The following is a 25,828-nucleotide window of genomic DNA, read 5'->3' on the forward strand; positions in this document are numbered from 1 at the left end:
ACCAACGGCGAGGGACGACATGCCGCGTATTTTGATGACGGGAGCTTCGGGCGGAATCGGCACGAGCCTGCGGAAGCTGTTGCCGCCGATCTACCCGGATCTCCTACTGTCCGATATCAAGCCACCGGCTGATCTCGGCCCCGATGAAAAATTTAAGGCCGCGGACCTTGCCGATCTCGCGCAATGCGAGGCGATCTGTGAGGGCGTCGACGGCATCCTGCATTTCGGCGGCTATTCGGTCGAAGGCACCTGGGATCAGATCCTCCAGGCCAACATCATCGGCGGCTACAATCTGTTCGAGGCCGCCTACCGCAAGGGCGTCAAGCGCGTGGTGTTCGCCTCGTCGAACCACGCCGTCGGCTTCTATCCGCGCCATCACAAGATCGGCACCGACGTCACCCCGCGCCCCGACGGCCGCTATGGCGTCAGCAAGGTGTTCGGCGAGGCCGTCGGCGCGCTCTACGCCGACAAGCACGGGATGAAGGTGACTTGCCTTCGCATCGGCAATTTCGGCGACATGCCGCTCGACAAGCGCCGGCTCTCGATCTGGCTCAAGCCGGACGATCTCGTGCAGCTCTGCCGCATCGGGCTCGAGCATCCCGACATCCATTTCGAGATCTTCTACGGCGCCTCCTTCAACGAGCGCGCCTGGTGGGACAACCACCGCGCCTACGAATTCGGCTATCGCCCCACCGGCCGCGCCGAAGAGTTCCGCGACCACGCCATGGCCGAGCAGGCCAAGCTGAAGCCGGATCCGGTCGGCGATTATTTCCAGGGCGGCACGTTCTGCAGCATGGAGTTCGACGCTGATCCGGATCGTGTGATCGACTGGAATAAGCGGTAGAGATCGTTCACCGGCCGAGCGTCAACAGCGGCTTGCCGGTCTCGACAATGTAGGTCGCAAGCTCCGCGGCGTTGCCGCTGCCGACATTCTTCACGGCGTGATGCACTCCGTGAGGAATGAGCAGCACGTCCCCGGCTTTCAGGATGACGGGCGGCCTGCCGTCGAGCCGATATTCCAGCTCGCCTTCGATCAGATAGACGAGCTCTTCGCCCGGGTGACTGTGCCTGACGGCAACGACGCCCGGAGGAAAGTCGACGCGAACCTGGATGACCTCGCGCCCGGGCGCACTCAGCGCTTCCTTCATGAGATGTGTGCGCTTGATGTCGCCCAGTCGTGGCTCTTCGGATCGTGCCGAGAGTGAAGCCAGGCTGATTGCGGCGATCAGCGCCGCCGCAACCACGGTTCCACGTTTCGTCATGTGAATGTCCTTTCGGATTGTGCAGGATGTTGTCGGTGAGCGCATCAGCCGGCGGCAGCCGCCGGCATTGCGCGAAAGCTGATGGCCATGCGGTTGTAGGCGTTCATCAGGCTGATCGCGATCGTGAGGTCCACGAGCTCACGTTCTTCGAACACAGCGCGTGCGGCCTGGTATGCCTCGTCGGGCACGCCGGTCTCGGCAACCCGTGTCACCGTCTCCGCCCAGGCAAGGGCGGCTCGTTCGCGTTCGTCGAACAGATTGCCGGCCTCGCGCCATGCCTGCAGCAGCGCGATCTTCTCGACCTTTTCTCCCTTGTTGAGCAGGTCGCGGGTGTGCATGTCCAGGCAGTAGGCGCAATTGTTGATCTGAGAGATCCGCAGATAAACCAGCTCGATCAGCGTGGCGGAAAGCCGGCTCTGCAGGACGTAGCCGTAGACGCCGCCGAGCGCCTTGATCCCTGCCGGGGCGATCTGGTTATAGTCGAGACGCTTACTCATGTTTCTCTCCTTGACGATGATTCTGCTGGACGGCGGTGGTCAGATCCTTCTCGCTGCTGTCACGACGAACATTGTGAGCAGCGTGAGCCCCGCCGAGGTTGAATCGTATTTTCAGGGCGGGACTCTTTTTCGATTTCGGTTATTGCGCTGTGGTGTGAGCTCTCACCTGCGGATGACAGCCTTCAGCGAGTCCGTGAACACCCAGAAGGAAGCGGCGAGCAGGCCGACGTCCTTCAGCAGGAACTGACCCGGAGCGACCGTGATCGCGGGGACCCCGAGCTCCGGCACGACGACGCCGGGCGTCGAGATCATGAAGCTCAGCGTGGTGACGAACAGCCCGGCCGACAACAGGCCGCCGGCCGCGGAGTAGATCGGGCTGGACAGGCGGAGCGCGATCAGGAGCCCGATGCTGAGTTCGACGAAGCCGAGAAAGGTCGAGAAGCCGCGCACCGAGAACAGCGTGTAGAACCATCGCAGCAGCGGACTGTTCTCGACCAGGGGCACCAGTCCCTGTGCTTCGTAGTCGGTGAATTTCATCCCGCCGAACCAGGCGTAGATGATTGCGAGCGAGGCGTAGAGACCGATCCGGCTGATCGGTTCGGCGTAAGCGAGCAGGCGTTCAGAACGTTCGCGCCAACTGATCGTGCGGCGCAGGGCGATGGATAAGGTGGACGATTGGCTGATGATGCGTGACATGGTGATCTCCGTTTGATGCCGGTTGTTCGCTCACGCATTCACGTGCGTGTGCAGGTTGTAGCGAGGGGCGGGAATAGTGCTCGAGAGCTTGTTCGTCATGGCAAGCCGCGCGCTCTCGTGGCGATCCCACTCCGACTTGTCGGCCAGCGCCGGGATCGTCACGACTTCGCCGAGGTCGAGACCGGCGAGGGCGGCGTCGACCAGGTCGTCGGCCGACATGACGATCTCTGCCGGAAGCTGGTGAACCGGCGTGCCCGCGATGTCCCAAAACTCCGTCGCAGTGGCGCCCGGCAGCACGGCCTGAATGCGGATGCCCTTCCCGGCGAGCTCGTGAACGAGTGACTGGGTGAATGCGAGCACGAAAGCTTTCGAGCCGCCGTAGACGCCGTTGAGCAGCTCCGGCGCGATCGCGACGATGGAAGCGATGTTGATGATCGTGCCGTGGCCGCGGGCGATGAATCCGGGCACCGCTGCGTAGGTCAGGCGCGTCAGTGCACCGACGTTGAGACGGATCATGTCTTCCATCTTGTCGATGTCGGAATCGATCAGCGGGGCCGAGGCGCCGACGCCGGCGTTGTTGACCAGCACCGAAATGTCGCCGTTGGTTCTGATGAGTTGCTCGACGCGGCGGAGGTCGGCAGGGGATGTGAGATCGGCTTCCACCGTTTCCACCTTGCGGCCAGTTTCGTTGCCGAGCCTGCGCGCGAGCGATGCGAGCCGCTGCCTGTTGCGCGCAACGAGGATGAGGTCGTGGCCGCGCTTCGCCAGGCGATCGGCGTAGATCGCGCCGATTCCGGTCGAAGCTCCGGTGATGAGGGCAGTGCCTGTTCTGGTCTGGGTCATTTTCGTCTCTCCTTCGGATTGGGTGCGGAGAGGAATAGGCACTTCCGGAAATGGTGGGTATCTGGCAAAATCGGGATCTTTCCTTCCAGAATATGGAAGTGTCCCATGGATCGTCTCGAAAGCATGTCGGTGGTCCTGGCGGTGGCGGAGGCGGGCAGCCTGTCTGCCGCCGCGCGCCGTCAAAAAATGCCGTTGGCAACGGTGAGCCGGAAGGTTTCGGAGCTCGAGGAGCACCTCCAGACCAAGCTGTTTCATCGCTCGAGCCGCGCGCTCGTCCCAACGGACGCCGGTCGCTCCTACATCGCCGCGGCCAAGCGAATTCTCGCCGACCTCACCGAAGCCGAGCGCGTTGCCTCCGGCGAATACACCACGCCGCGTGGCGATCTCAGCATCACGACGCTGGTCGCGCTCGGTCGGCTATGCTTGCAGCCGATCCTTGCCGAGTTTCTTGCGGCATTTCCGGAGGTGGATGTTCAGCTCATCTTGCAGGACCGGACGCTTAACCTTCTGGACGAGAACATTGACGTCGCGCTTCGCGTCGGCGATCTCGCCGACAGCGGCCTGATCGCCGTGCGCGTGGGGGAAATTCACCGCGTCGCCTGCGCCAGCCCGTCCTATCTGAAGCTGCGGGGAACGCCGAAGGCTCCCGATGATGTCTCCGCCCACGACTGCATCAGCTATCCTCCGCTTCAATCGCCGGGCACGTGGAGATTCAAACGAGGGCAGACCGAGTATGCAGTGCCGGTGCGGTCGCGCTTCATTGCAAGCAATCTGGAATCGGCCATCGATGCCGCGCGCGCAGGCATCGGGATCACCGTCGTGTTCTCCTATCTGGCGTCGGATGCGCTGAGGTCTGGAGAGCTCGTTGCGGTCCTGCAGGACTTTCAACCGCCGCCGCAGCCGGTCAGCTTCGTCTACTCGCCCAACCGCTTCATGCCGGCGAAGCTGCGAGCGTTTCTCGACTTCGCAGGGCCGCGCCTGAGGGCGCGCTTGGCCGACAGTCCCGGCAACGTTGCGCCGCGGAGGCCGCGGGCGTAACTGCGGGCCCGCACATCAGAAATGCAGGTTGAGCCGCAACAGCGCCTGGTGCCGCTCGAACTGATCGAGGTTGAGGCTGCGAACGTCGCCGATCGCCTGGCCGGCAACCTGCATCTGCCAGGTGCCGGAGATGCCGACCTCCTTCGAGATGTTGTAGGAGAAGGTTGGGCCAGCAAAGACTGCGTCTCCCAAAAAGCGGTCGAGGCCGCCGCCGTCATAGGCCCGCGCGTAGCGTACGCCGAGGCCGAGCACGAGGTCGGGATGCACTGCGTACGAGATCGCGGCCTGGAGCTGCATCTCGGAATCGTGTCGCCAAAGATTGGTTAGGGTCTCGCGGGTTCCGCCGGTCCCGTACCAGACGTTGAAGGCGGCGAACAGCCTGTCCTTGACCAGCTCGCGATCGAACAGGGCGGCAAATTCTGCGCCATATTGCGCGATGTGCATGCCGCTGCCGTCGTCGATCCGGCTCCAGCCGGGCTGCGCATGGAGAGTCAGCCCAAAGGGCGCGACGGCACGATCGAGCAGCTTGTAGCGCAGTTCGAGCGCCACCCCGCCGAAAGCGAGGTCGCGATGATCGGCAAGTCCCGGAACGCCATTGATGTGATGTCCGGTCAGTGCAAATCCTGGCGCGATCCGGAAGTTGTCCGAGACCGTGTATTTGACCTGATTGAGATTGGCCCAGGCTGCGTAAGTGCCGGAGCGCTTGCCGAATGCGCCGACATTCTCGAACTCGATCTCCATTTCGCCGGGCTTGCCGATGTCGGAGCCCATGCTGAAACCGAAGATGTGCTCGGTGTCGATTTCCGAATGAGCCGACGGCAAACCTCCCGTCAGCTTGCTGACGCCGGGGGCCGGTTCTGAGCCGGGCCAGGCATAGGCGAGGCCGCGTGGACCGTCGTCGGCAGAGGCGGAGACGCAACTCGCCAGATGACCGGCGACGACAATTGCGGCCGTTATTGCGCCCCGCAAGCTCAACTTTCTCAGCACGACATCCACCAACCCGCGCGAACCAAGGACACTGATCGACGCAAGGAGCTTGGTTCACGCGAAGCCCCTGCGATTGCAAGTCATTCGCAAGAACAATTCCACAGAATGGCCGGCCGTGCAACTACTTGCTAATCATTCTTAGTTGCGTTCAATGGAATTCACTTCGGCTGGGCGGCGGGTCGGGTCCGATCCACGCTGGAGAGGCTGGAAACGGGAGATTCCCTGCGCGTTCGGCGCCGTCCCGTGCGGCAATGCCGCGCGGTGCTCAGGAGTGCCAGAAACCAAGCGTCAGGCCTGCAAGTCGAGTTATTGACAATCAGGGCGCTGGCCTTACCACCACGACAAAAGCTGAAGGGAGCGCCCTGATGACGAGTGGCTTGCGCAAGGGTCTGACGAGCTATGGCGATGCCGGTTTCTCGCTGTTCCTGCGCAAGGCGTTCATCAAGGCCATGGGCTATTCTGACGACGCGCTGGAGCGCCCGATCGTCGGCATCACCAACACCTATAGCGACTACAATCCCTGCCACGGCAACGTCCCTGACATCATCGAAGCCGCCAAGCGCGGCGTGATGCTGTCGGGCGCGATGCCCTTCGTGTTCCCGACCATCTCGATCGCGGAGAGCTTTGCGCATCCGACCTCGATGTACCTGCGCAATCTGATGGCGATGGACACCGAGGAGATGATCCGCGCCCAGCCGATGGATGCGGTGATCGTGATCGGCGGCTGCGACAAGACGCTGCCGGCGCAGGTGATGGCCGCGATCAGCGCCGATCTGCCGACCGTGGTCATCCCCGTCGGGCCGATGGTGGTCGGTCATCACAAGGGCGAGGTGCTGGGGGCCTGCACCGATTGCCGCCGCCTCTGGGCGAAATATCGCGCCGGCGACATGGACGATGCCGAGATCGAGGCGGTGAACGGCCGGCTGGCGCCATCGGTCGGCACCTGCATGGTGATGGGCACGGCCTCGACCATGGCCTGCATGATCGAGGCGATGGGCCTGTCGCTGCCGATGAGCGCGACGATTCCCGCGCCGCATGCCGAGCGTTTCCGTCTCGCCGAGGCCAGCGGCAAGGTTGCCGCGGAGATGGCCAAGGCCAAGGGCCCGAAGCCGAGCGACGTGTTGACGCCGGCCTCGTTCAAGAACGCGCAAGTCGTGCTGCAGGCGATCGGCGGCTCGACCAACGGCTTGATCCATCTGACCGCGATGGCGCATCGCTCGCCGCACCGGCTCGATCTCGCAGCGTTCGACCAGATCGGTCGCGAGGTGCCGGTGCTGGTCGATCTCAAGCCGTCCGGCGAGCATTATATGGAGCACTTCCACCACGCTGGTGGCGTGCCGAAGCTGCTGGCGCAGCTCGGCGATCTCGTCGACCTCGATGCCAAGACCATCAGCGGCCAGACGTTGCGGGAGATCGCGGCGAATGCGGAGGACGTGCCAGGCCAGGATGCGATTCGTCCGCGTGATAATCCGATCAAGAAGGAGGGCGGCCTCGCCATCCTGCACGGCAATCTCGCCCCGCGCGGCGCGGTCATCAAGCAATCCGCCGCCAGCCCGAAGCTGCTGCAGCACACCGGGCGCGCCGTCGTGTTCGAATCCGTCGAGGACATGACCTTGCGGGTCGACGATCCCGATCTCGACGTCAACGCCGACGACGTGCTGGTGCTGCGCAACGCCGGCCCGAAGGGCGCGCCGGGCATGCCGGAAGCCGGTTATCTGCCGATCCCGAAGAAGCTCGCGCGCGGCGGCATCAAGGACATGGTGCGCATCTCGGATGCGCGCATGAGCGGCACCGCGTTCGGCACCATCGTGCTGCACATCACCCCGGAATCCGCCGTCGGCGGGCCGCTGGCGCTGGTTGAGAACGGCGACATGATCCGCCTTGATGTGGCCAAGCGCAGCATCGAGCTCTTGGTTGACGCCGCCGAGCTGGAGCGGCGCCGCGCTGCGTTGAAGCCGGTGGCCGCGCCGGAAGAGGCGCGGCGCGGCTACGCCTGGCTGTTCAACGAGACCATCCTGCAGGCCGACGAGGGCTGCGATTTCGACTTCATGCAGAGAACGGGCCCCGCGAAGGGCTGAGCCACCGACCGCAGTGGTATCGCATTTGGGAGCTTTCCCTGCGGCCATCCTTCGAGCCGCCCGCTTTAGGCGGGCTCCTCAGGATGAGGTCGGAGTGCGCGGCTGCAGTTTCAACGGGCACTGACGCTGATGAGCCTCATCCTGAGGAGGCGCGTAAGCGCCGTCTCGAAGGACGAGGCGTACGCACCGGCGCCGCCCTGCCACCGATCGTGTGGCCGCTACTTGCTCTTGCTCGTGAACTTCTTCACGGCGGTGCGGAACGCTTCCGTGTTCATCGCCATGATGATCTTGTGCTCCTCGGCATCGAGCTGCTGCTTCACCGGCGTGGTCGCCGCCTGATAGACCAGCTGCTTGGTGCCGGCGATCGAAGCCGGCGGGTTCTGCGCGAGACGCTCGGCAAGTTTTCGCGTCGCGGTCTTCAGCTCGGCGGCAGGAGCGACCTTCGCAACCAGGCCCCATTCATAGGCCTGCTGCGCGGTAAAATTATCCTCGGCGAGAAAGATCTGCAGCGCCCGGCGGGAGCCGACCGTGCCGACGATGCCGACCGTCGAGCCGCCGTCCGGCGACACCCCGATCTTGGCATAGGCCGGCGTGAACTTGGCATCGTCAGCGGCGATGCAGAGATCGGTGACGAAGGCGAGGCCCATGCCGGCGCCGGCGGCCGAGCCGTGCACGCTCGACAGCGAGATCTTCGGCATGCGCCTGATGATCTCGATGAAGGCGTGATAGTGCTTCAATAGCTCGCCGACGACGGGTGTCACCGTGCCGGCTTCGGCTGCGGCCCCGATCGTCTGCAGATCGCCGCCGGCGCAGAACGCGCGGCCTTCGCCTTCGAGCACCACGACGCGGATGTCGTCGGCGCCTTCGATATAGGTTGCGAGCTGCTCGAGCTTCTGGGCAATCGCAAGATCGATCGCGTTGAATGCGGCAGGGCGGTTCAGCGTGATGGTCGCGATCGGGCCGTCGACCTTGAGCAGGGCGGGATCGTCGGGCTTTGAGACGGGAGCGGTCATCTGGATTCTCCGGCAGGAGGTCGAGGCTCGAACTAAATCGCAGAAGGGCAGGGGTGACAATCCCCGAACCACCGCTCTTGCGCCGGGCGGAACGATAGGCTCAAATGGAGCCGCTTTCGCCAAGGGACGGACACGAGCGCCGGCTCCTCGCAAGGCCAGCAAGCAAAATCAGCGAGAGAGGAGGCGGCATGGGTCACGCTCGTGTCTTCCGGAAATGGGCTGTCCGATGACTGGCCCGGTGATCATCGTCGGTGCCGGCCATGGCGGCTACCAGATCGCGGCATCGCTGCGCCAGGCCGGCTTTGCCGAGCGCATCTGCCTGATCAATGACGAGCCGCATCTGCCCTATCAGCGGCCGCCGCTGTCCAAGGCCTACATCAAGGGCTCCGCGGGCCCGGAGAGCCTGATGTTCAGGCCTGAGAAGTTTTACCAGGACCAGAGCATCGAGCTGATCGCCGGCCGCGCCGCCTCGATCGACCGCGCCGCGCGTAAGGTGCATCTCGCATCCGGCGAGACGCTGGACTATTGGCACCTCGTGCTGGCGACCGGCGCGCGCAATCGCCTGCTCGATCTGCCCAATGCCAATCTGCCCGACGTGAAATATCTGCGCATTCTCGATGACAGCGAGGCGCTGCGCGCGATCATGCCGTCGAAGACGCGCGCCGTGATCATCGGCGCCGGCTTCATCGGCCTCGAATTTGCCGCGACCGCCCGCATCAAGGGCCTCGAGGTCGACGTGCTCGAGCTCGCCCCGCGTGTGATGGCGCGGGCGGTGACGGCGGAGGTCTCGGAGTATTTCCAGGACCGCCACCGCGAGGCCGGCATCCGTATCCATCTCGGTGTGCAGGCGACCTCGATCGAAGCCGAGGCCGGCAAGGTCACCGGCGTGTCCTTGAGCGACGGGCGGCATCTGCCGGCCGACCTTGTCGTGGTCGGCGTCGGCGTGCTGCCGAACATCGAGCTCGCGGCCGAGGCAGGGCTGCCGGTCGCCGCCGGCATCATCGTCGATGAATATCTGTCGACGGCTGATCCCAACATTTCGGCCATTGGCGATTGCGCGCTGTTCGCAAGCCCGCGCTTCGGCGGATCGCTGCGGCTGGAATCGGTGCAGAACGCCACCGATCAGGCCCGCTGCCTCGCAGCAAAGCTGACCGGGGATAAGAAACCGTACGACAGCCATCCCTGGTTCTGGAGCGATCAGGGCGACGACAAGCTCCAGATCGCGGGGCTGACGACCGGCTACGACCGCGTCGTGCTGCGCGGCGATCCCGCCAAGAAGGCATTCTCGGCGTTCTGCTATCACGGCGACAAGCTGCTCGGAATCGAATCCATCAACCGCGCCGGCGATCACATGTTCGGCCGGAGATTGCAGGCTATGGACCGCTCCATCACGCCGGAGCAGGCCGCGGACGAAAGCTTTGACCTGAAGAGCGCGCTGGCGTGATGTTCTTCTCCCTCTCCCCGTTCTTACGGGGAGAGGGTCGGGGTGAGGGGCTTTCTCCGCGCACACGGTGGCAGTCGGACTCGCGGAGACTCCCCCTCACCCGGAATTTGCTCTCGCAAATTCCGACCTCTCCCCGCAAGCGGGGAGAGGCGAAGAGGCCTCTACAGTATCGCCGCCACTTCCGCCCCCGTCGGCATCGACGGTCCGGCGCCCATGCGCTGCACGCTGATCGAGGCGGCGGCATTGGCGAACGTCAGCGCCTCACGCAAGGGCGCGCCATCAGCGAGTTGCGCGGCGAGCGCGCCGACGAAGCAGTCGCCGGCGCCGGTGGTGTCGAGTGCCTTCACCACACGGCCGGCCACCGAGATCTCCTCGTGCCCGGCGAGCGCGAGCACGCCGCGCTTGCCGAGCGTGACGCAGATGGTCTGGTCCTCGCGCGCCTGAAGTTTTCGCGCGACATCGATGATGCGGCCGGCCGCGTCGCTCTCGGAGAGCTCAACGCCGGCGAGGAAGCCGAGCTCGGTTTCGTTCAGCACGAGGATGTCGACCAGCGCCAGCTGCTCGCCCGGCATCTTCTGCGCCGGCGCCGGGTTCAGCACGGTCACTGCCCCCGCCGCGCGGGCGCGGTGGAAGAAGGCAGCGATCGTCGGCAGCGGAATCTCGAACTGGCTGACGGCGACGTCGCCCTTCAGCAGCGGCACGACCTTGACGTCATCAGCGCCGACCAGCCCGTTCGCTCCGGGAACGACGACGATGGTGTTGTCGGCCTCGGCCACCGTGATGATGGCCGTCCCGGTGTGCGCCTCGGCCGTCTCCACGACATAGCCGAGGTCGATGCCCTGGTCGCCGAGAAAGGCCTTCAGCTCAGCGCCCAACGAATCCCTGCCCAGCCGCCCGATCAGCGTGGTCCGCGCCCCTAACCGCGAGGCCGCGACCGCCTGGTTCGCGCCCTTGCCGCCTGGGAAATACAGGACCTGGCGGCCGGCGACGGTCTCGCCGACGCGCGGATGGCGATCGGCCGTGGCCACCACATCCATGTTGATGCTGCCGGCAACGAAGACCCGCCCCATCTCTTTCTAGACCCTGACCTCGAACTCGTGCCTGACCTTGGCGATATCGACCAGCGTCGGCAAGCCGGCCTCGTTGCCGAGGCGCTGGATCTTGTAGGTCGAGGCGGCGCGGGCAAAGTCGAAATGCTCGCGCCAGCTTTTGCCGGGATGGGCGAGGTAGGAATAGACATAGGCGCCGTGGAAGACGTCGCCAGCGCCGTTGGTGTCGATCACGCGCTCGCGCGGGATCGGCATCGCCGGCATCACCTGCACCGTGCCTGTTTCGTCGTACCAGAACAGGCCCTTCTCGCCCATGGTGACGCCGCCGATCTTGCAGCCGCGGCTCTTGAGATAGTCGAGCATCTTCTCCGGCGTCAGATCCATCTGCTCGCACAGGCGCTCGGCGACGATGGCGACGTCGATGAATTCGAGCAGCTCATGGGTGTTGGTGCGCAGGCCGCCGCCGTCGAGCGAGGTCAGGATGCCGGCCTCGCGGCACACCTTAGCGTAGTGGATGGCGGCATCCGGCTGGTGGCCGTCGACATGCAGCGCGCGGCAGCCGCCGAGATTGAGCATCGGAAAGGGGTGGATGTGCTCGTCGTCGCGGCAGCGGACGATGGCGCGCTTGCCGTCCTTGGGCATGATGAAGGAGAGCGAGGACTGGTTGACCTTGCGCCCGTGCAGCGAGATGCCGTACTTCGCGCACATGTCCTGGAACATGCGCCCCAGCCAGTCATTGGCTGCGGTCGCGATCAGGTCCGGCACGATGCCGAGCTTGGCGCAGCAGAACGCCGCCGTCACCGCATTGCCGCCGAAGGAGACCGCGTAGTCGCGCGCCACGTGCTTCTCGTCGCCGGTCGGCATGTGGTCGGTGATGAAGACGACGTCGATATAGGTCTGTCCGATGAAGAGAGCCTGCATTGCTTGTCCGTGATGCGCTTGTGGTCCCGGCCGGCGAGATTACTCTAGCACCGGTTCCGCTCCGGAGGGACGCTGAAATTATTCGCAAAACTGCCGTCCGAAGCGCTTGAGGTCAGCATGGTCCGGGAATACGACCATCACTGGCCCATGCCAAGCCCGGACAAACGCCGTCTTTCGCTCCCGGGGTTCCCGGTCCACAAAAAGGGTGCAGAATGATCACCGGCCTCGATCACATCGTCGTTCTCGTAGGCGATATCGGCGCGGCCAAGGCGGCCTATCAAACGCTGCTCGCCCGCGCGCCGGCCTGGCAGAACTCGGGCGAGGGCGCCGACCGGGTGCTGTTCACCCTCGACAACGTGACCGTCGAGCTGATGGCCCCTCACGGCTTCAGCGTCACCGCCGACCGTATGCGCGCACTGCTCGGCGACCAGGAAGGCATCCTCGCCAGCCTGTGCTTTCGTGTCGCCGACATCGGCAAGATGCACCGCCGGCTGGAGCGGGTGGCCCTGAGGCCTGATACGGTCGCCGAGGTCGAAAGCAGCGACGCCGCCACTGACGCCGTGCTGCACTGGAAGCGCACGCGGGCCGCCACGGAGCTGACGCGCGGCGTGCGCATGTTCTTCCTGGAGCTGGCCGACGAGCGTCCGAAGTCGGCCGCGACCGACATCGCGCCGATCGAGGGGCTCGACCACGTCGTCGTCACCACGGAGGATTCCGAGCGCGCCGCCGCGCTCTACGGCGCCCGGCTCGGCCTTGATCTCGCGCTCGACCGCTCGCACCAGGACTGGGGCCAGCTGATGTTCTTCCGCTGCGGCGATCTCATCGTCGAGGTGGTGCGCCGCCCGGTCGCGGGCGGCGATGCCGCGCATGACCGGCTCTGGGGCCTGAGCTGGCGGGTCGGCGACATCGACGCCACCCGCGCCCGCCTGATCGCGAGCGGACTCGACGTCAGCGAGGTGCGCACCGGCCGCAAGCCGGGGACGCGCATCATGACCGTGCGCAACGGCACCTGCGGAATCCAGACCGTGCTGCTGGAGCGTTCGCCGAAGCCGGTGGAGTGATTCTGTCATTCCGGGGCGATGCGTAGCATCGAACCCGGAATCCATTTCGCGGCTGACTCTGCCGCCCAATGGATTCCGGGCTCGCGCCAAGAGGCGCGCCCCGGAATGACGAACATTCTCAAACTCACGCTCGCGTGCTACACGCGTCTTGTCGGCACCCAGCGAGCACCCGGTTTGGCGAAGGCAAAGCGAACTCTGAAATGGCAGCGCGACCCCGAGGGGATGCGGCTGCGCATTCTCGAAGCCGCCAAGCAGGAGTTTTCCGCCCATGGCCTTGCCGGCGCGCGCGTCGACCGCATCGCGGCCAAGGCCGGCGCCAACAAGCGCATGCTGTACTATCACGTCGGCAACAAGGACGAGCTCTATCTCGCCGTGCTCGAAGGCGCCTATGACAAGATCCGCAGCGAGGAGCGCGGGCTGGACCTCGAACATCTCGATCCGCCCGAGGCGATCCGCCGCCTGATCGAGTTCACCTGGAACTACTTCCTGCGCAATCCCGAATTCCTGTCGCTGCTGCAGACCGAGAACCTCGCGCGCGCCAAGCACCTGAAGAAATCGACCAAGGTCAAGTCCATGCATTCGCCCTTCGTCGAGATGATCCGCACCGTGGTGCGCCGCGGCGTCGACAGCGGCGATTTCCAGGTCGCGGTCGATCCGGTGCAGCTCTACATCTCGATTGCAGCGCTCAGCTTCTTCTATCTCTCCAATTCGGCAACGCTCAGCGTGATCTTCGGCCGCGATCTCCTGGACAAGAAGGCCAAGGACGAGCGGCTGGCGCACATGTCCGGCCTCGTGCTGGCGGCGCTGACAGGCAAGTCCGCCGCGCTGTTCGAGATCGGCAAGATGCCGAAGCCGCACGCCGCGGTCGTGCAAGCGGTGTAGTTCTCAAAGCTTTCCGTATCCGTCATGGCCGCGCTTGTCCCGGCCATCCACGTGCATCCGCGCGTAGGAGAGACGTGGATGCCCGGGACAAGCCCGGGCATGACGGGGAACTGCCGCCGCAAAACGTCACAGGGAAAGCTCTGGACAGTATTTATCCAACGGGTTAATTTCTCCCCATAATGAAGAAGACTGCCGGGAGTGAAAATTGGCCGAGCCGAAGCCGCAAAACGCTGTTTCCAAGCTGCTGAATGCAGCCTGGGTTCGGCCGTTCTTGTTCCTGGTCTTCATCGTCGTCGCCTGGGATCTCGCGATCCGGCTGTTCAGAATCCCGGCCTACCAGATACCGGCGCCGCTCGACGTCGTCGCCGTGCTGCGCACCGAATGGCCGGAGCTGCTGCGCCAGTCCTGGCCGACCACCTATGCGACCGTCTGCGGCTTCCTGCTGTCGGCGCTGTTCGGCATTCCCGTCGCGATGTTGATCGCGGGCTCGAAGACGGTGGAGAGCTACGTCTATCCACTGCTGGTGTTCTCGCAATCGGTGCCGAAGATCGCGATCGCCCCGCTGTTTGTGGTGTGGTTCGGCTTCGGCATCATTCCCAAGGTGATCTCGGCGTTCCTGCTCGGCTTCTTCCCGGTCGTGGTCTCCGCGGTGCAAGGCTTCAAATCGGTCGATCCCGATATGGTCGATCTCGCCCGTGCCATGCAGGGCAGCCGCCTGCAGGTGTTCCGCGCGGTGAACCTGCCGCATGCGCTGCCGGCGATCTTCTCCGGTCTCAAAGTGTCGGTGACGCTGGCCGTGGTCGGCGCGGTGGTCGGCGAGTTCGTCGGCTCCAATTCCGGCATCGGCTACGTGATGCAGCGCTCGATCGGAACTTTCGACCTGCCGACGATGTTCGCGGCGCTGGTGATCCTGGCGCTGCTCGGCGTGATCCTGTTCTGGATCGTCGACCGGATCGAGAAGCTGGTCATTCCCTGGCATGTCAGCCAGCGCGAGGACGTGATCTTTGCATCCTGACTAAAGCAACGAGCGGCCACCAACGGCCGACGCAACCAACGGCAAGGGAGAGAAACGATGAAGCGGTTGATTGGAGCTGCATCCTTAGCACTGATGGCGTTCGCAGCCATGCCGGCGCAGGCAGCCGACAAGGTCGTGCTGATGCTGAACTGGTACGTCTATGGCGAGCACGCGCCGTTCTATTACGGCAAGGCCAAGGGCATCTACGCCGCCGAAGGCATCGAGCTCGAGATCCAGGAAGGCCGCGGCTCGGCTGCGACCACGCAGGCGGTTGCCGCCAAGACCGCGGACTTCGGCTATGTCGACGTCCCCACCATGATGCGCGCCGCGATCAAGGGCGCGCCCGTGGTCGCAACCGGCGTGCTGCTGCAAACGAGCCCGATGTCCGCCATGGGCTTCGCCGACAAGAACATCAGGAAGCCTGAAGACATCAAGGGCAAGACGGTGGCGATCACGCCGGCCGATTCCATGACGCAGATCTGGCCGCTGTTCCTGAAGAAGACCGGCCTGAAGGAAAGCGACTTCAAGACCGTCGCCGGCGACGGCCAGACCAAGCTCAACGCCGTCATCAACGGCCAGGCGGATCTGTTGCTCGGCTACGTCATGGACCAGTCGATGAAGATCAAGGACGCCACCGGCAAGGATGTCTATCCGATCAAGTTCGCCGACTACGGCATCAACATGGTCTCCTCGGGCGTCATCGCCAACACCGACTACGTGAAGGCCAATGCGGACCTCGTCCGCCGCTTCATGTCGGCGACGACCAAGGCGGTCGAAGCTGCCGAGAAGGAGCCGAAGGCGGCGGCGCAATCGATCCTCGATGCCAACCCCAAGGGCGGCAAGATCGACACGCTGACGCAGGGTTTTGAGCTGACCATCCCGCTCTACCGGACCGCGGAGACCAAGGGCAAGCGTCCGTTCCAGGTCACCGAGCAGAACATGACCGAGACCGTCAACCTGCTGGTGGAATATGGCGGCCTAGACGCCAAGGCCAAGGAGAACCCGAAGGCCTTCTACACCAACGACTATCTGCCGAAGAGCGGCTCGTGAAACCTGCGACGGTCATGAGTGAAAACGCGCAGTCGGCCGCTCATCTGAGACTGGTGAGCGACCGGGCTGCCGGCGATGCGTCGGGCATCAAGCTGTCGGGCGTGTCGAAGACCTACCGGACGCGCGACGGCGATGTGCCGTCGCTGCGGCCGCTCGACTTCCACATCAATGACGGCGAGTTCTTCGTCGTGGTCGGCCCAAGCGGCTGCGGCAAGTCCACGCTGCTCAAATTGATCTCGGGCCTGCTGGCGCCGACCACGGGCGAGATCCTGGTCGAGGGCCAGAAGGTGACGACGCCGCACGGCAATGTCGGCATCGTGTTCCAGAACGCGCTGCTCTTGCCCTGGCGCAACATCCTCTCCAACGTGATGCTGCCGATCGACATGAAGCGGCTGCCGCGCCAGGAATATCTCGACCGCGCCAAGTCGCTGCTGAAGCTGGTCGGCCTCGAAGGCTTCGAGAAGAAGCTGCCCTGGCAGCTCTCCGGCGGCATGCAGCAGCGCGCCTCGATCTGCCGCGCGCTGGTGCACGATCCGAAGATCATGCTGATGGACGAGCCGTTCGGCGCGCTCGACGCGCTGACACGCGAGCGCATGAATGTCGAATTGATGCGGATCCAGCGCGAGACGAAGAAGACCGTGCTCCTGATCACGCATTCGATTCCGGAGGCCGTGTTCCTCGCCGACCGCGTGCTGGTTATGACCGAGCGCCCCGGCGCGATCGCCGCGATCTACGACGTGCCGCTGCCGCGCCCGCGCTCGCTCGACGCGATGGCCGACCCGGTGTTTACGGAGCTGGTGCAGCGCATCCGCAAGCATTTCTTCTCGCAAGGGGCGTTGGACTGAAACCATGTCCCCCCGCCTGAAGCTGCGAGACATCGCCTTCTTCGAACGTCCCGTGCAGTTCGCGCGGCCGTTCCGCTTCGGTGCGATCACGATCAACGCGACGCCGCAGCTGTTCGTGCGGGCCGAGATCGAGGTCGAGGGCCGGGGCACCGCCGTCGGTGCCAGCGCCGAGCTGCTGGTACCAAAGTGGTTCGACAAGCGGCCGGAGCTGTCGCCAGCGCAGACGGTGGACGAGTTGCGTCGCTCGCTGGAGATCGCGCGCGGACTCTATCTGGCACGGACCGGCTTCCAGACGGCGTTCGATCTGCATGCCTCCTGCATCGGTGCCCAGATCGCGACCTGCGCGAAGGAGAACATTCCGGGGCTGGCTGCGGCCTATGGCCCGGCGGAGATCGACAAGGCCATCCTCGATGCGCTGCTGCGCGCGATAAGTACCAGCTTCTTTGAAGGAATGGCCGCGAACATCGCCGGCATCGATGCGCGGCTTTCTCCTGACCTGAGCGAGCGGGACATCAGGACGTTTCTCGCCGGCCGGGTGCCGCTGGCGCGTGTTGCCATCAGGCATACCGTGGGCCTTGATGATGTCGTCGAGGGTGAGGGCGGCATTGCCGATCCGCGCGAGAATACCGGCGCGCGCTTTTTCAAGCTCAAGCTGTCCGGCGATCCGGCTGCCGATGCGGCGCGGCTCGCCCGGATCGGCAAGCAGCTCGACACGCTTGGACGCGACTACAAGGTGACGCTCGATGCCAACGAGCAGTATGCCGATCTCGCCGCGTTACAGGCGCTGATGGACGGGCTCAATCGCGACGCCGCGCTGCGCCCGATTGCCGCGCGCCTGCTCTATGTCGAGCAGCCGATGCCGCGCGACATTACGCGGCGAACGCCGCTCGGCGCGCTGGGCACACGCGGCTTCATCATCGACGAAGCCGACGATTCCTACGACGCGTTCCCGGCAGCACGGGCGCTCGGCTATCGCGGCATCTCCTCGAAATCTTGCAAGGGACTTTACAAGTCAATCATCAACGCCACGCGTGTGGCGAAATGGAGCGCGCAAGGCGAAGCCTTCTTCATCACTGGTGAGGACCTCACCTGCCAGGCCGGCCTTGCCGTGCAGCAGGATCTTGCGCTCGGTGCCTTCATCGGCGTCACCCACGCCGAGCGCAACGGCCACCACTACGTCGATGGCTTCGGTGAAACGCCCATAGCAGAAGCTCAGGCCTTCGCCGCCGCGCATCCCGATCTCTATGCCGATGCCAGGCGGGGCATCCGGCTCTCCATTCACGACGGCGATCTCCTGACGGGATCGCTTCATTGCGCGGGCTTCGCCTCGTCGGTCCATCCTGAATGGTCGACACTGCATCCGCTCGCACAGCCAACACCAATTCAGGAGCAATTGGCATGACCACCCAACGCCTCGGCCTCATCATGAACGGCGTCACCGGCCGCATGGGGCTCAATCAGCATCTGATCCGCTCGATCGTCGCGATCCGCGACCAGGGCGGCGTCCGCCTGAAGAACGGCGACCGTGTCATGCCCGACCCGATCCTGGTCGGCCGCAGCGCCGACAAGGTCGAGGCGCTGGCCAAGCGCTACAACATTACCCGCTGGACCACCGATCTCGATGCCGCGCTCTCCGACAAGAACGACACCATGTTCTTCGACGCCGCGACGACGCAGGCGCGGCCCGGCCTGCTGACCCAGGCCATCAACGCCGGCAAGCACGTCTATTGCGAGAAGCCGATCGCGACGAATTTCGAGGAGGCCGTCGAGGTCGTGAAGCTCGCCAATGCCAAGGGCGTCAAGCACGGCACGGTGCAGGACAAGCTGTTCCTGCCGGGGCTGAAGAAGATCGCTTTCCTGCGCGATTCCGGCTTCTTCGGGCGCATCCTCTCGGTGCGCGGCGAGTTCGGCTATTGGGTATTCGAGGGCGGCTGGCAGGAGGCGCAGCGGCCGTCCTGGAACTATCGCGATGAGGATGGCGGCGGCATCATCCTCGACATGGTCTGCCACTGGCGCTACGTGCTCGACAACCTCTTCGGCAACGTCCAGAGCGTCAGCTGCATCGGCAACACCGACATCCCCGAGCGCTATGACGAGCAGGGCCAGAAGTACAAGGCAACTGCGGACGATTCCGCCTACGCCACATTCCAGCTCGAAGGCGGCGTCATCGCCCACATCAACATGTCCTGGGTTACGCGCGTCTATCGCGACGATCTCGTCACCTTCCAGGTCGACGGCACGCTCGGCTCGGCGGTCGCGGGCCTCACCGACTGCATGATCCAGGCGCGGCAGGCGACACCGCGCCCGGTGTGGAATCCCGACGAGAAGCGGCTGCACGACTTCTACGGCGACTGGCAGAAGCTCCCGGATAACGTCACCTACGACAACGGCTTCAAAGAGCAGTGGGAAATGTTCATCCGCCACGTCTACGAGGATGCGCCCTACAAGTTCACGCTGCTCGAAGGCGCCAAGGGCGTGCAGCTCGCCGAATGCGCGCTGAAGAGCTGGAAGGAGCGGCGCTGGATCGACGTCGCGCCCATCAAGGTGTGACATTCCGATGCTCATGATTTCGTCATTGCGAGCGAAGCGAAGCAATCCAGACTGCCTCCGCGGAAAGACCCTGGATTGCTTCGTCGCTTCGCTCCTCGCAATGACGGAGAGAGGACCAAAATGAACAAGCCAGTCCAACCAATGTCATCCCTGTCGCTGAAGCTGCCCAAAGCCGATCGCTCGATCGAGACCTATCGGCTCGCGGCCTCGCGCACGTTCCCCGCAAGGCTCGAAGGGCCGCTGAACCGCATCGCCTTCTCGGCCGTGCACACGGTCGCCGATCCCTTCGCCGACAACGATCCCTGGCTGTCGGTTGCGGTCGACTGGGACAAGACCATCGCCTTCCGCGAGCACGTCTGGGACCTCGGCCTCGGCGTTGCCGAAGCCATGGACACCGCGCAGCGCGGCATGGGGCTGGACTGGCCGACCTCGCTGGAGCTGATCACGCGCTCGGTCGGCGCCGCCAAGCGGCGCAACGCGCTGGTGTTCTCCGGCGCCGGCACGGATCATCTCGCAGTGGAGGACGCTGGGAGCCTCGACGACGTCATCCGCGCCTATGAAGAGCAGATCTCGGCGGTGGAGAAAGTCGGCGGCCGCATCATCCTGATGGCCTCGCGGGCTCTCGCAAAACTCGGTCGCAATGCGGACGATTACGCCAAAGTCTATGACCGCGTGCTTTCGCAGGTCCGTGAGCCCGTGATCATCCACTGGCTCGGCGACATGTTCGATCCGGCGCTGGCGGGATATTGGGGCACGAGGGATCTCGACAAGGCGATGGACATTGCCGTCGGCATCATCAACGGCAACGCCGCCAAGGTCGACGGCGTCAAGGTCTCGCTGCTCGACAAGCAGCGCGAGATCGACATGCGTCGCCGCCTCGACAGCCGCATCAAGATGTACACCGGCGACGATTTCAACTACGCGGAGCTGATCGCCGGCGACGAACAGGGCTTTTCGCACGCGCTGCTCGGTATCTTCGATGCGATCGCGCCGGCGGCGTCCTACGCGCTGTCGCGGCTGGCGGCAGGCGACGAGGCAGGCTTCCACGACGTGCTGGGCCCGACGGTGCCGCTGTCGCGTCACATCTTCAAGGCGCCGACGCGGTTCTACAAGACCGGCGTCGTGTTCATGGCCTACCTCAACGGACACCAGGATCATTTCACCATGGTCGGCGGACAGGAGAGCACGCGGTCCACGCTGCATTTGGCCGAACTGTTCCGTCTCGCTGACAAGGCCGGCCTGCTCGCCAACCCTGAACTCGCGACGCAACGGATGAAAACCGTGCTCGCCACCCACGGTATCGAATCCTGATGCGCGATTTTTCGTCCGACCACCGCTGGCTGTCGCTGAACACGGCGACCGTCCGCAAGCAGGGTGACCTCGTCGCCATCATCGAGGCCTGCGCGAAGCACGGCATCCGAGCCATCGATCCCTGGCGCGACCAGGTCGCGAACGTCGGTCTCGACCGCGTCGCGCGCGCGGTGCGCGAGGCTGGCCTTGATCTCTCAGGCTATTGCCGCGGCGGCATGTTCACCTCGGATGTCTCGCGCCGGGGCGAAGTGCGCGACGATAACAGGCGCTGTGTCGATGAAGCCAAGGCACTGGGCGCGCCCTGTATCGTCCTTGTCGTCGGCGGCCTGCCGCAATACTCGCGGCCGGGCAGTGAGGCTTCGAAGGATCTGGTGGCAGCGCGCGGGCAGGTCGAGGAAGCGCTCGCTGACATGCTCGACTACGCGAGGCAAGCCAAGCTGCCGTTGGCGATCGAACCGTTGCATCCGGCCTATGCGGCCGACCGCGCCTGCGTAAACACAACCAAGCAGGCGCTCGATATCTGCGACCGGCTCGACCCCGGCCGCACCGGCATGCTCGGCGTCGCGCTCGACGTCTATCACATCTGGTGGGACCCTGAGTTGATGAGCCAGATTGCGCGCGCCGGAAAGGATCGCCTGCTCGCCTTCCACGTCTGCGACTGGCTGGTGCCGACCAAGGACATCCTCAACGACCGCGGCATGATGGGAGATGGCGTCATCGACATCAAATCGGTGCGTGCGGCGGTCGAAGCGCAGGGTTTTGCCGGCTATTCCGAGATCGAGATTTTCTCCAACGATTGGTGGGGCAAGCCGATGGACGAGGTGCTGCGCACCTGCATCACGCGGCATAGGACGGTGGTGTAGTTGCCTCGAGTGTCTCGTGAAAAGTCAGACGATTGCGCTATCATCGATTTTTCCGTTGAATCCCGGACTATCACTCGTCAATTCGATCTGCGAAGCTCTGACGACACAAATGCGCTTGCAACCAAGAAGGCGCGGAGGGAGGTTCGCAGTGGAGAAAGTGCGACGCTTGCGTGCGATGAGCTCACTCTGCCGTCAACAGGCCGCGTACAACAGCATGAACAAATGGAAGCTGCTCGCAGAGGCAGAATACTGGGATCATCTGGCTGACCTCGAGCTATCTTCCCATTTCCAACAATGCAACGCCATCGTCTTGAATGAGGTAGAGCAGCCTCAAGCGATCGCAGATGCGACGTGCTGAGCGGAAGACGATTTCGGCCGCGTGAGGACAGAAAGGCCTGTACTCATGAAAGGAAGGGTCGGGCTGATCGTCCAGAGCAGCACTGCTTGTGACCCACAGCGGAATTGCCTCGTGTTCAGATCCAATAACGCAAGTAGAGGGTTGCCGTATCACCCGTGCGCTCGCTGTACGGCAACGTCTGAAGCTTGAAAAGCGCGCGATCATGATCGGGAAAGCTCCTCCATGAGCGCCTTGGCGGAACGAAGGTCCGGCGTTTCGAAGCCTTCCGTAAACCAGCCGTAAACCGAGCCAAGAAGGCACCGCGCGTCGGCTATCCTACCCTGGTCGCGCCAAAGCCGAGCCAAACTCATTGCGGCACGTAATTCAAAGGACTTTGCGCTCTGGCTTTGGGCGACCTTGAGTGCAGTTTGCAAATACCCCTCGACCTCGTCAGCTGGAGCACCACGAATCCGGTGCAGTTCGCCATCGATGCATGCAAGTTCTGCCTCCCACATATGCTCGTCGCTGCGCGCGGCAAGGACCTTTGCTTCGGCAAGGGCGGCGACGCCGTTGTCGTAGTCACCTGAGTAGAGGTAGGTGGTCGCGAGCATCCATAAGTACCGAACTTGGTACCAACTGGCTCCGAGCCTGTTCCGCTCGTTCAGGCTGAGGCGCATGATGGCCAGGCCGGCCTCCGCGTCGCCCTCTTGCGCCATTGCCCAGCCCCGCAGGATGAGGCCGCTCACGCGCCAATAGTTCAAGCTGTTCTGATCGGCGAGATCGATGATGGCGTCGGCGTGCGCATGGACGGCCGCCACGTTTCCCATGAGCTCCGCAAGAGCCGCCTCGCCATAGACCTGCACATGCGCGGTAAGGTTCGTCTGGTTCAACTCCATGGCGTATTGGGATGCGGCACGGCTAGTCCGCTGAGCCTGTTCGGGGTAACCCAGAACCCAAAGCACAATCGCCAAGTAGGGTAGCGCCGAGGCTTTTGGGTCATGTACGTAGTGCACAGGTGGAGGCCGATGCTCCTCCGGCTGATAGCGACTCAAGATCGTTTCGAACTCCGAGCGTGCGGTTAGAAAATCACCGGCATGCATGGCGGTGAGCGCGGCCAGACGATGCACAGCTAGTTCCAGCGCTGTGTCACTGGTGCGCTCGGCGGCGCGCTGCGCCTCGGCAACGAGGCTCTGCATGGCAGCAAAGTCGCCGCGCACGAAGTGGAAAATGAATTTGCCGCTAAGGGTGGAGAACAAGGCGCCCGTGTCGTCGAGTTCATAGCAGAGCGCATGAGCCCTGCTGAAGGCTGTGCCAAGCTGCGGAGCCGTGTATCCGTGGATGGCAATCAGTGGACCTCCGATTGCTGTTTGCAGAGCGAGTTCCTGACGATCGCGCTCCGGGCCTGGTGGATTGGACTTGAGCGCCTCCAGCCCCCTTGTGAGATGAGTGATCGCTTCGAGATTTGCGGAACGCCCAGCCGCAATGCGGCCGGCCCGCAGCCAATAGTCCACCGCCTTTCCTGCCAGTCCACCCTCGGTGAGATGCAGAGCGATCGTCTCCGGCTCCGCCTCAGCATGGGCAGGGTAATGTTGTTCGAGAGCTGCAGCTATGCGGGCATGGATCTGCTGCCGCTTGCTCTTTAGAAGACTCTCGTGCGCGATGTCCTGCACCAGCGCATGTTTGAAGCTGTAGCCAACATTCGGAGGCACGCCACGACGGAATATCAGTTCCGCCGCCAATAGATCATTGAGAGCATGCTGGAGCGCGTGTTCGTCGAGCGCCGTTACGGAGCGGAGAAGATCGTGTCCGAATTCGCGTCCGATGCAAGCTGCAATCTGGGCAACCTCCTTGACCGGCGCCAACCGATCAAGCCGGGCCATCAAGGAGTCCTGCAGCGTCGTCGGGATCGCCAGCGGCGGTAATGGGCCGATCAGCTCATAACGGCTGCCGTGGTCTTTGAGCAGCCCGGATTCGACGACGGCTTTGGTGAGCTCCTCGACGAACAACGGCACGCCATCGGTCTTGGCCAGAATCTGCTCAAGCACCTCCTGAGGGAGTGTTTTGCCGCCCGTGATCCGGTCAACGACTGCCGCCCCTTGCCGACGTCCTAATCGGCTTAGAAAGAGCGCTGTCACATGTCCATGACCCGTCCAGCGCGGAACGAACTCGGGCCGGAAGGTAATGATCATCAAGATCGGAAGCCGCTGCATCTCGTCGACAAGCCGATCGAGAAATTCGAGCATGGTAGGGTCCGCCCAATGGACGTCCTCGTAAATGGCAAGGACCGGCTGTCTTGCCGCCAAGCCTTGTATCTGTTCCAGAAGGGCCTGGAATGTTCGCTCCTTCTTCTGGTGTGGACTAAGTGCAAGGGGTGGGTATCTGTCCCGTGTCGGGATTGCCAAGAGGTCCGCGAGAATCGGCGCGCTCTCCTGCACATCGTCCGTACCAAGCGCGAGCATGGCCTCGAGCTTGTCGAGCTGTTCGTCGGAAGCGTCCTCCCGCCGTATTGCCGCTGCTCGTTCAAGGAGGCCAACGACGGGATACAATGCGGTGTTGGTATGAAATGGTGAACAGAAATGGCTCAGTGGCGTGTGCGGCACACGTGCGACTTGGTCGCGTAAGGCTCGCACGAGCCGCGACTTGCCAATGCCGGCTTCGCCGCCGAGCAGGACGATCTGTCCTTCCCGCTCCTTTGCCTGCTCCCAGCGGTCCAAGAGCAATGCAAGTTCTTCATTCCGTCCGACCAGTGCGGTCGTTGCCATGCCGTGCTGGGCCTCGAACCTGCTCTCTGCTGCGCCTTCACCAATGACCAGCCACGCCTGCACCAATTCCGGGAACCCCTTGAGAGGCACTCTGCCGAGGTCGTGGTATGTGAAAGCTTCTCCGAGTAGGCGGCGCGTTGACTCGGCAATCACCACGTCACTGGGCTCGGCCAAACCCTGCAGTCGGGCTGCTAAGTTTGGTGTTTCGCCGATGACTGCGCGCTCGCGAGCCTCTCCCTCGCCAATCAACTCGCCGACGACGACGAGACCCGTTGCGATGCCGACGCGAGCGGCGAGCGCTGCACCACTGGGTTCGGTAAGCGATGCGACCGCCTTGGTCACCCGAAGCCCAGCGCGAACGGCGCGCTCCGCCTCATCTTCGTGCGCCCGCGGCCAGCCGAAATAAGCGAGTACGCCATCGCCCAAGAACTTGGCTATGTGGCCTTCGAATCGGTCGATCTCGCCGACCACGGTGTTGTGGTAGGCCTGCAAGAGGTCACGCAGCTCCTCGGGATCGCGCCCTGAAGCAAGTGCAGTCGAGCCGACCAGGTCGACGAACATGACCGTGAGCTGTCGACGCTCCGCGTCCGAAGGGATCGATGGCTTCACGTAGCCGGTAGGGCGATTGGCCTCGACCGCCACCGGGGTGATCGGTGGAGCGAGTGCATGGATTGCTCTTAGCACAGCCTTGCGCGGGCCGAGTGGCAAGCCAAGCTCCCGCAGGTCGGCTTCGGTCAGTTCTGGCAAAACCTCGGACGTGATTTCAGCGTCACAAAAGGTCTTTATGTAGCGCTCCAGCCCGAGACCGCGAAGCCATTGCGCGATATCCACGAGAAGCCTCCTCGTGCCGGATCAGGCGACGGTCAGCTCAATTGAAAGTATGCAACTTCAGCTTCAGCGAACCATCTTCCTGTCGCTCAAACACGTGGGTTGCGATGCCGCCTGCAGGTTGGCGGGTGCCATCCGGTGTCTTACCGTTGGCGCTCCAATGGGCCGTGCCGTAGACGATCTTCTCATCTCCACCGGTGTCGATGACGACCAACCTGTGATCGGTGAATCCGCTTGAAAACAGCCCAGCAAAGAAGCTCTCGATCTCTGTCGGACCGGATATCACTTGATGCGTCGGCGGCAACAATTTGGCGTCTGGCACGTAAGTCGCCGCGATAGCCCTGGCATCTGCTTTGTTGAATGCTGAATCCCACGCGGCGTACGCCGCAGCAATGTCGTGTTTTATGGAGGAAGCTAAGGCTGTCATGATCCCTCCCTCAATCGCGGGCTTGCTTTCGTTGGAGAACGATTACGTCACCTGACGTCGTTCGACCGC

Annotated in this window: 23 protein-coding genes; 13 read left to right on the top strand and 10 right to left on the bottom strand. The window is 63.7% G+C overall.

Annotated elements, in window-relative coordinates; all coding sequences use genetic code 11:
* The first annotated feature begins 19 nt into the window (after positions 1-19).
* The gene (locus I6F16_RS11410; RefSeq protein ID WP_036025853.1) at positions 20-844 is read left to right on the top strand and encodes an NAD(P)-dependent oxidoreductase; all 825 of its coding nucleotides are present in this window, start codon (positions 20-22) and stop codon (positions 842-844) included.
* Positions 845-851: 7 nt separating this feature from the next.
* Here I6F16_RS11410 and I6F16_RS11415 read toward each other — a convergent pair whose 3' ends face one another.
* From I6F16_RS11415 to I6F16_RS11430, 4 genes are all read right to left on the bottom strand, one after another.
* Positions 852-1,262, bottom strand: coding sequence for a cupin domain-containing protein (locus I6F16_RS11415; RefSeq protein WP_036025852.1), 411 nt, complete (start codon positions 1,260-1,262; stop codon positions 852-854).
* A 44-nt stretch (positions 1,263-1,306) separates the two neighbouring features.
* Positions 1,307-1,759: a carboxymuconolactone decarboxylase family protein gene (locus tag I6F16_RS11420; protein ID WP_036025851.1), complete on the bottom strand. Its 453-nt coding sequence runs from the start codon at positions 1,757-1,759 to the stop codon at positions 1,307-1,309.
* A 162-nt stretch (positions 1,760-1,921) separates the two neighbouring features.
* Complete coding sequence (locus tag I6F16_RS11425; protein ID WP_225146120.1) at positions 1,922-2,455, bottom strand: DUF417 family protein; 534 nt, start codon at positions 2,453-2,455, stop codon at positions 1,922-1,924.
* 30 nt (positions 2,456-2,485) lie between these two features.
* Positions 2,486-3,298: an SDR family oxidoreductase gene (locus I6F16_RS11430; RefSeq protein ID WP_036004628.1), complete on the bottom strand. Its 813-nt coding sequence runs from the start codon at positions 3,296-3,298 to the stop codon at positions 2,486-2,488.
* A gap of 105 nt (positions 3,299-3,403) precedes the next feature.
* Here I6F16_RS11430 and I6F16_RS11435 point away from each other — a divergent pair, with 105 nt between their 5' ends.
* Complete coding sequence (locus tag I6F16_RS11435) at positions 3,404-4,336, top strand: LysR family transcriptional regulator (protein WP_109144533.1); 933 nt, start codon at positions 3,404-3,406, stop codon at positions 4,334-4,336.
* Between the two features lie 15 nt (positions 4,337-4,351).
* Here I6F16_RS11435 and I6F16_RS11440 read toward each other — a convergent pair whose 3' ends face one another.
* A complete protein-coding gene (locus I6F16_RS11440; RefSeq protein ID WP_225173690.1) occupies positions 4,352-5,323 on the bottom strand; it encodes a hypothetical protein in 972 nt (323 codons plus the stop codon).
* Between the two features lie 365 nt (positions 5,324-5,688).
* Between I6F16_RS11440 and I6F16_RS11445 the strand changes: the two genes are divergently transcribed.
* The gene (locus I6F16_RS11445; RefSeq protein WP_057027028.1) at positions 5,689-7,401 is read left to right on the top strand and encodes an IlvD/Edd family dehydratase; all 1,713 of its coding nucleotides are present in this window, start codon (positions 5,689-5,691) and stop codon (positions 7,399-7,401) included.
* A 218-nt stretch (positions 7,402-7,619) separates the two neighbouring features.
* Here the strand turns inward: I6F16_RS11445 and I6F16_RS11450 are convergent, their stop codons facing one another.
* On the bottom strand, positions 7,620-8,414 hold the full coding sequence (locus tag I6F16_RS11450) for an enoyl-CoA hydratase/isomerase family protein (RefSeq protein WP_225173691.1): 795 nt from the start codon (positions 8,412-8,414) through the stop codon (positions 7,620-7,622).
* A gap of 226 nt (positions 8,415-8,640) precedes the next feature.
* Between I6F16_RS11450 and I6F16_RS11455 the strand changes: the two genes are divergently transcribed.
* Positions 8,641-9,858 (top strand): FAD-dependent oxidoreductase, encoded by a 1,218-nt coding sequence (locus I6F16_RS11455; RefSeq protein ID WP_225173692.1) that lies wholly within the window; start codon positions 8,641-8,643, stop codon positions 9,856-9,858.
* A 161-nt stretch (positions 9,859-10,019) separates the two neighbouring features.
* Here the strand turns inward: I6F16_RS11455 and I6F16_RS11460 are convergent, their stop codons facing one another.
* Complete coding sequence (locus I6F16_RS11460; protein ID WP_225173693.1) at positions 10,020-10,928, bottom strand: ribokinase; 909 nt, start codon at positions 10,926-10,928, stop codon at positions 10,020-10,022.
* A 6-nt stretch (positions 10,929-10,934) separates the two neighbouring features.
* A complete protein-coding gene (locus tag I6F16_RS11465) occupies positions 10,935-11,828 on the bottom strand; it encodes a sugar kinase (RefSeq protein WP_057027031.1) in 894 nt (297 codons plus the stop codon).
* Between the two features lie 212 nt (positions 11,829-12,040).
* Here I6F16_RS11465 and I6F16_RS11470 point away from each other — a divergent pair, with 212 nt between their 5' ends.
* The 9 genes from I6F16_RS11470 to I6F16_RS11510 all read left to right on the top strand — a co-directional run bounded on the left by I6F16_RS11470 (position 12,041) and on the right by I6F16_RS11510 (position 21,405).
* Entirely contained in the window at positions 12,041-12,889 is an 849-nt protein-coding gene (locus tag I6F16_RS11470; RefSeq protein ID WP_225173694.1) for a VOC family protein, read from the top strand.
* Positions 12,890-12,994: 105 nt separating this feature from the next.
* A complete protein-coding gene (locus tag I6F16_RS11475) occupies positions 12,995-13,771 on the top strand; it encodes a TetR/AcrR family transcriptional regulator (protein ID WP_225146113.1) in 777 nt (258 codons plus the stop codon).
* Positions 13,772-13,976: 205 nt separating this feature from the next.
* Positions 13,977-14,786, top strand: a complete 810-nt coding sequence (locus I6F16_RS11480; RefSeq protein WP_109144530.1) for an ABC transporter permease — start codon at positions 13,977-13,979, stop codon at positions 14,784-14,786.
* Between the two features lie 57 nt (positions 14,787-14,843).
* Positions 14,844-15,836, top strand: coding sequence for an ABC transporter substrate-binding protein (locus I6F16_RS11485; RefSeq protein ID WP_036004654.1), 993 nt, complete (start codon positions 14,844-14,846; stop codon positions 15,834-15,836).
* Between the two features lie 14 nt (positions 15,837-15,850).
* Positions 15,851-16,681 carry an ABC transporter ATP-binding protein gene (locus I6F16_RS11490; protein ID WP_197424383.1) on the top strand — a complete coding sequence of 277 codons (831 nt, stop codon included), beginning with the start codon at positions 15,851-15,853 and terminating at the stop codon, positions 16,679-16,681.
* A gap of 4 nt (positions 16,682-16,685) precedes the next feature.
* A complete protein-coding gene (locus I6F16_RS11495) occupies positions 16,686-18,083 on the top strand; it encodes a hypothetical protein (RefSeq protein ID WP_225173695.1) in 1,398 nt (465 codons plus the stop codon).
* Positions 18,080-19,231: a Gfo/Idh/MocA family oxidoreductase gene (locus I6F16_RS11500; protein ID WP_225114413.1), complete on the top strand. Its 1,152-nt coding sequence runs from the start codon at positions 18,080-18,082 to the stop codon at positions 19,229-19,231. The genes I6F16_RS11495 and I6F16_RS11500 overlap by 4 nt, the downstream gene beginning before the upstream one ends.
* Before the next feature lie 120 nt (positions 19,232-19,351).
* Complete coding sequence (locus I6F16_RS11505) at positions 19,352-20,542, top strand: dihydrodipicolinate synthase family protein (protein WP_225114414.1); 1,191 nt, start codon at positions 19,352-19,354, stop codon at positions 20,540-20,542.
* Positions 20,542-21,405, top strand: a complete 864-nt coding sequence (locus I6F16_RS11510; protein WP_225114415.1) for a sugar phosphate isomerase/epimerase family protein — start codon at positions 20,542-20,544, stop codon at positions 21,403-21,405. Before I6F16_RS11505 ends, I6F16_RS11510 begins: the two co-directional genes overlap by 1 nt.
* 558 nt (positions 21,406-21,963) lie before the next feature.
* Here I6F16_RS11510 and I6F16_RS11520 read toward each other — a convergent pair.
* Both I6F16_RS11520 and I6F16_RS11525 read right to left on the bottom strand, forming a co-directional pair.
* A complete protein-coding gene (locus I6F16_RS11520) occupies positions 21,964-25,335 on the bottom strand; it encodes an adenylate/guanylate cyclase domain-containing protein (RefSeq protein ID WP_225114416.1) in 3,372 nt (1,123 codons plus the stop codon).
* Positions 25,336-25,372: 37 nt separating this feature from the next.
* Positions 25,373-25,759 (bottom strand): nuclear transport factor 2 family protein, encoded by a 387-nt coding sequence (locus I6F16_RS11525; RefSeq protein WP_050995959.1) that lies wholly within the window; start codon positions 25,757-25,759, stop codon positions 25,373-25,375.
* Positions 25,760-25,828: the final 69 nt, after the last annotated feature.

The sequence above is a fragment of the Bradyrhizobium sp. IC4060 genome, from assembly GCF_020193715.1.
GTDB classification, from domain to species: Bacteria; Pseudomonadota; Alphaproteobacteria; order Rhizobiales; family Xanthobacteraceae; genus Bradyrhizobium; species Bradyrhizobium yuanmingense.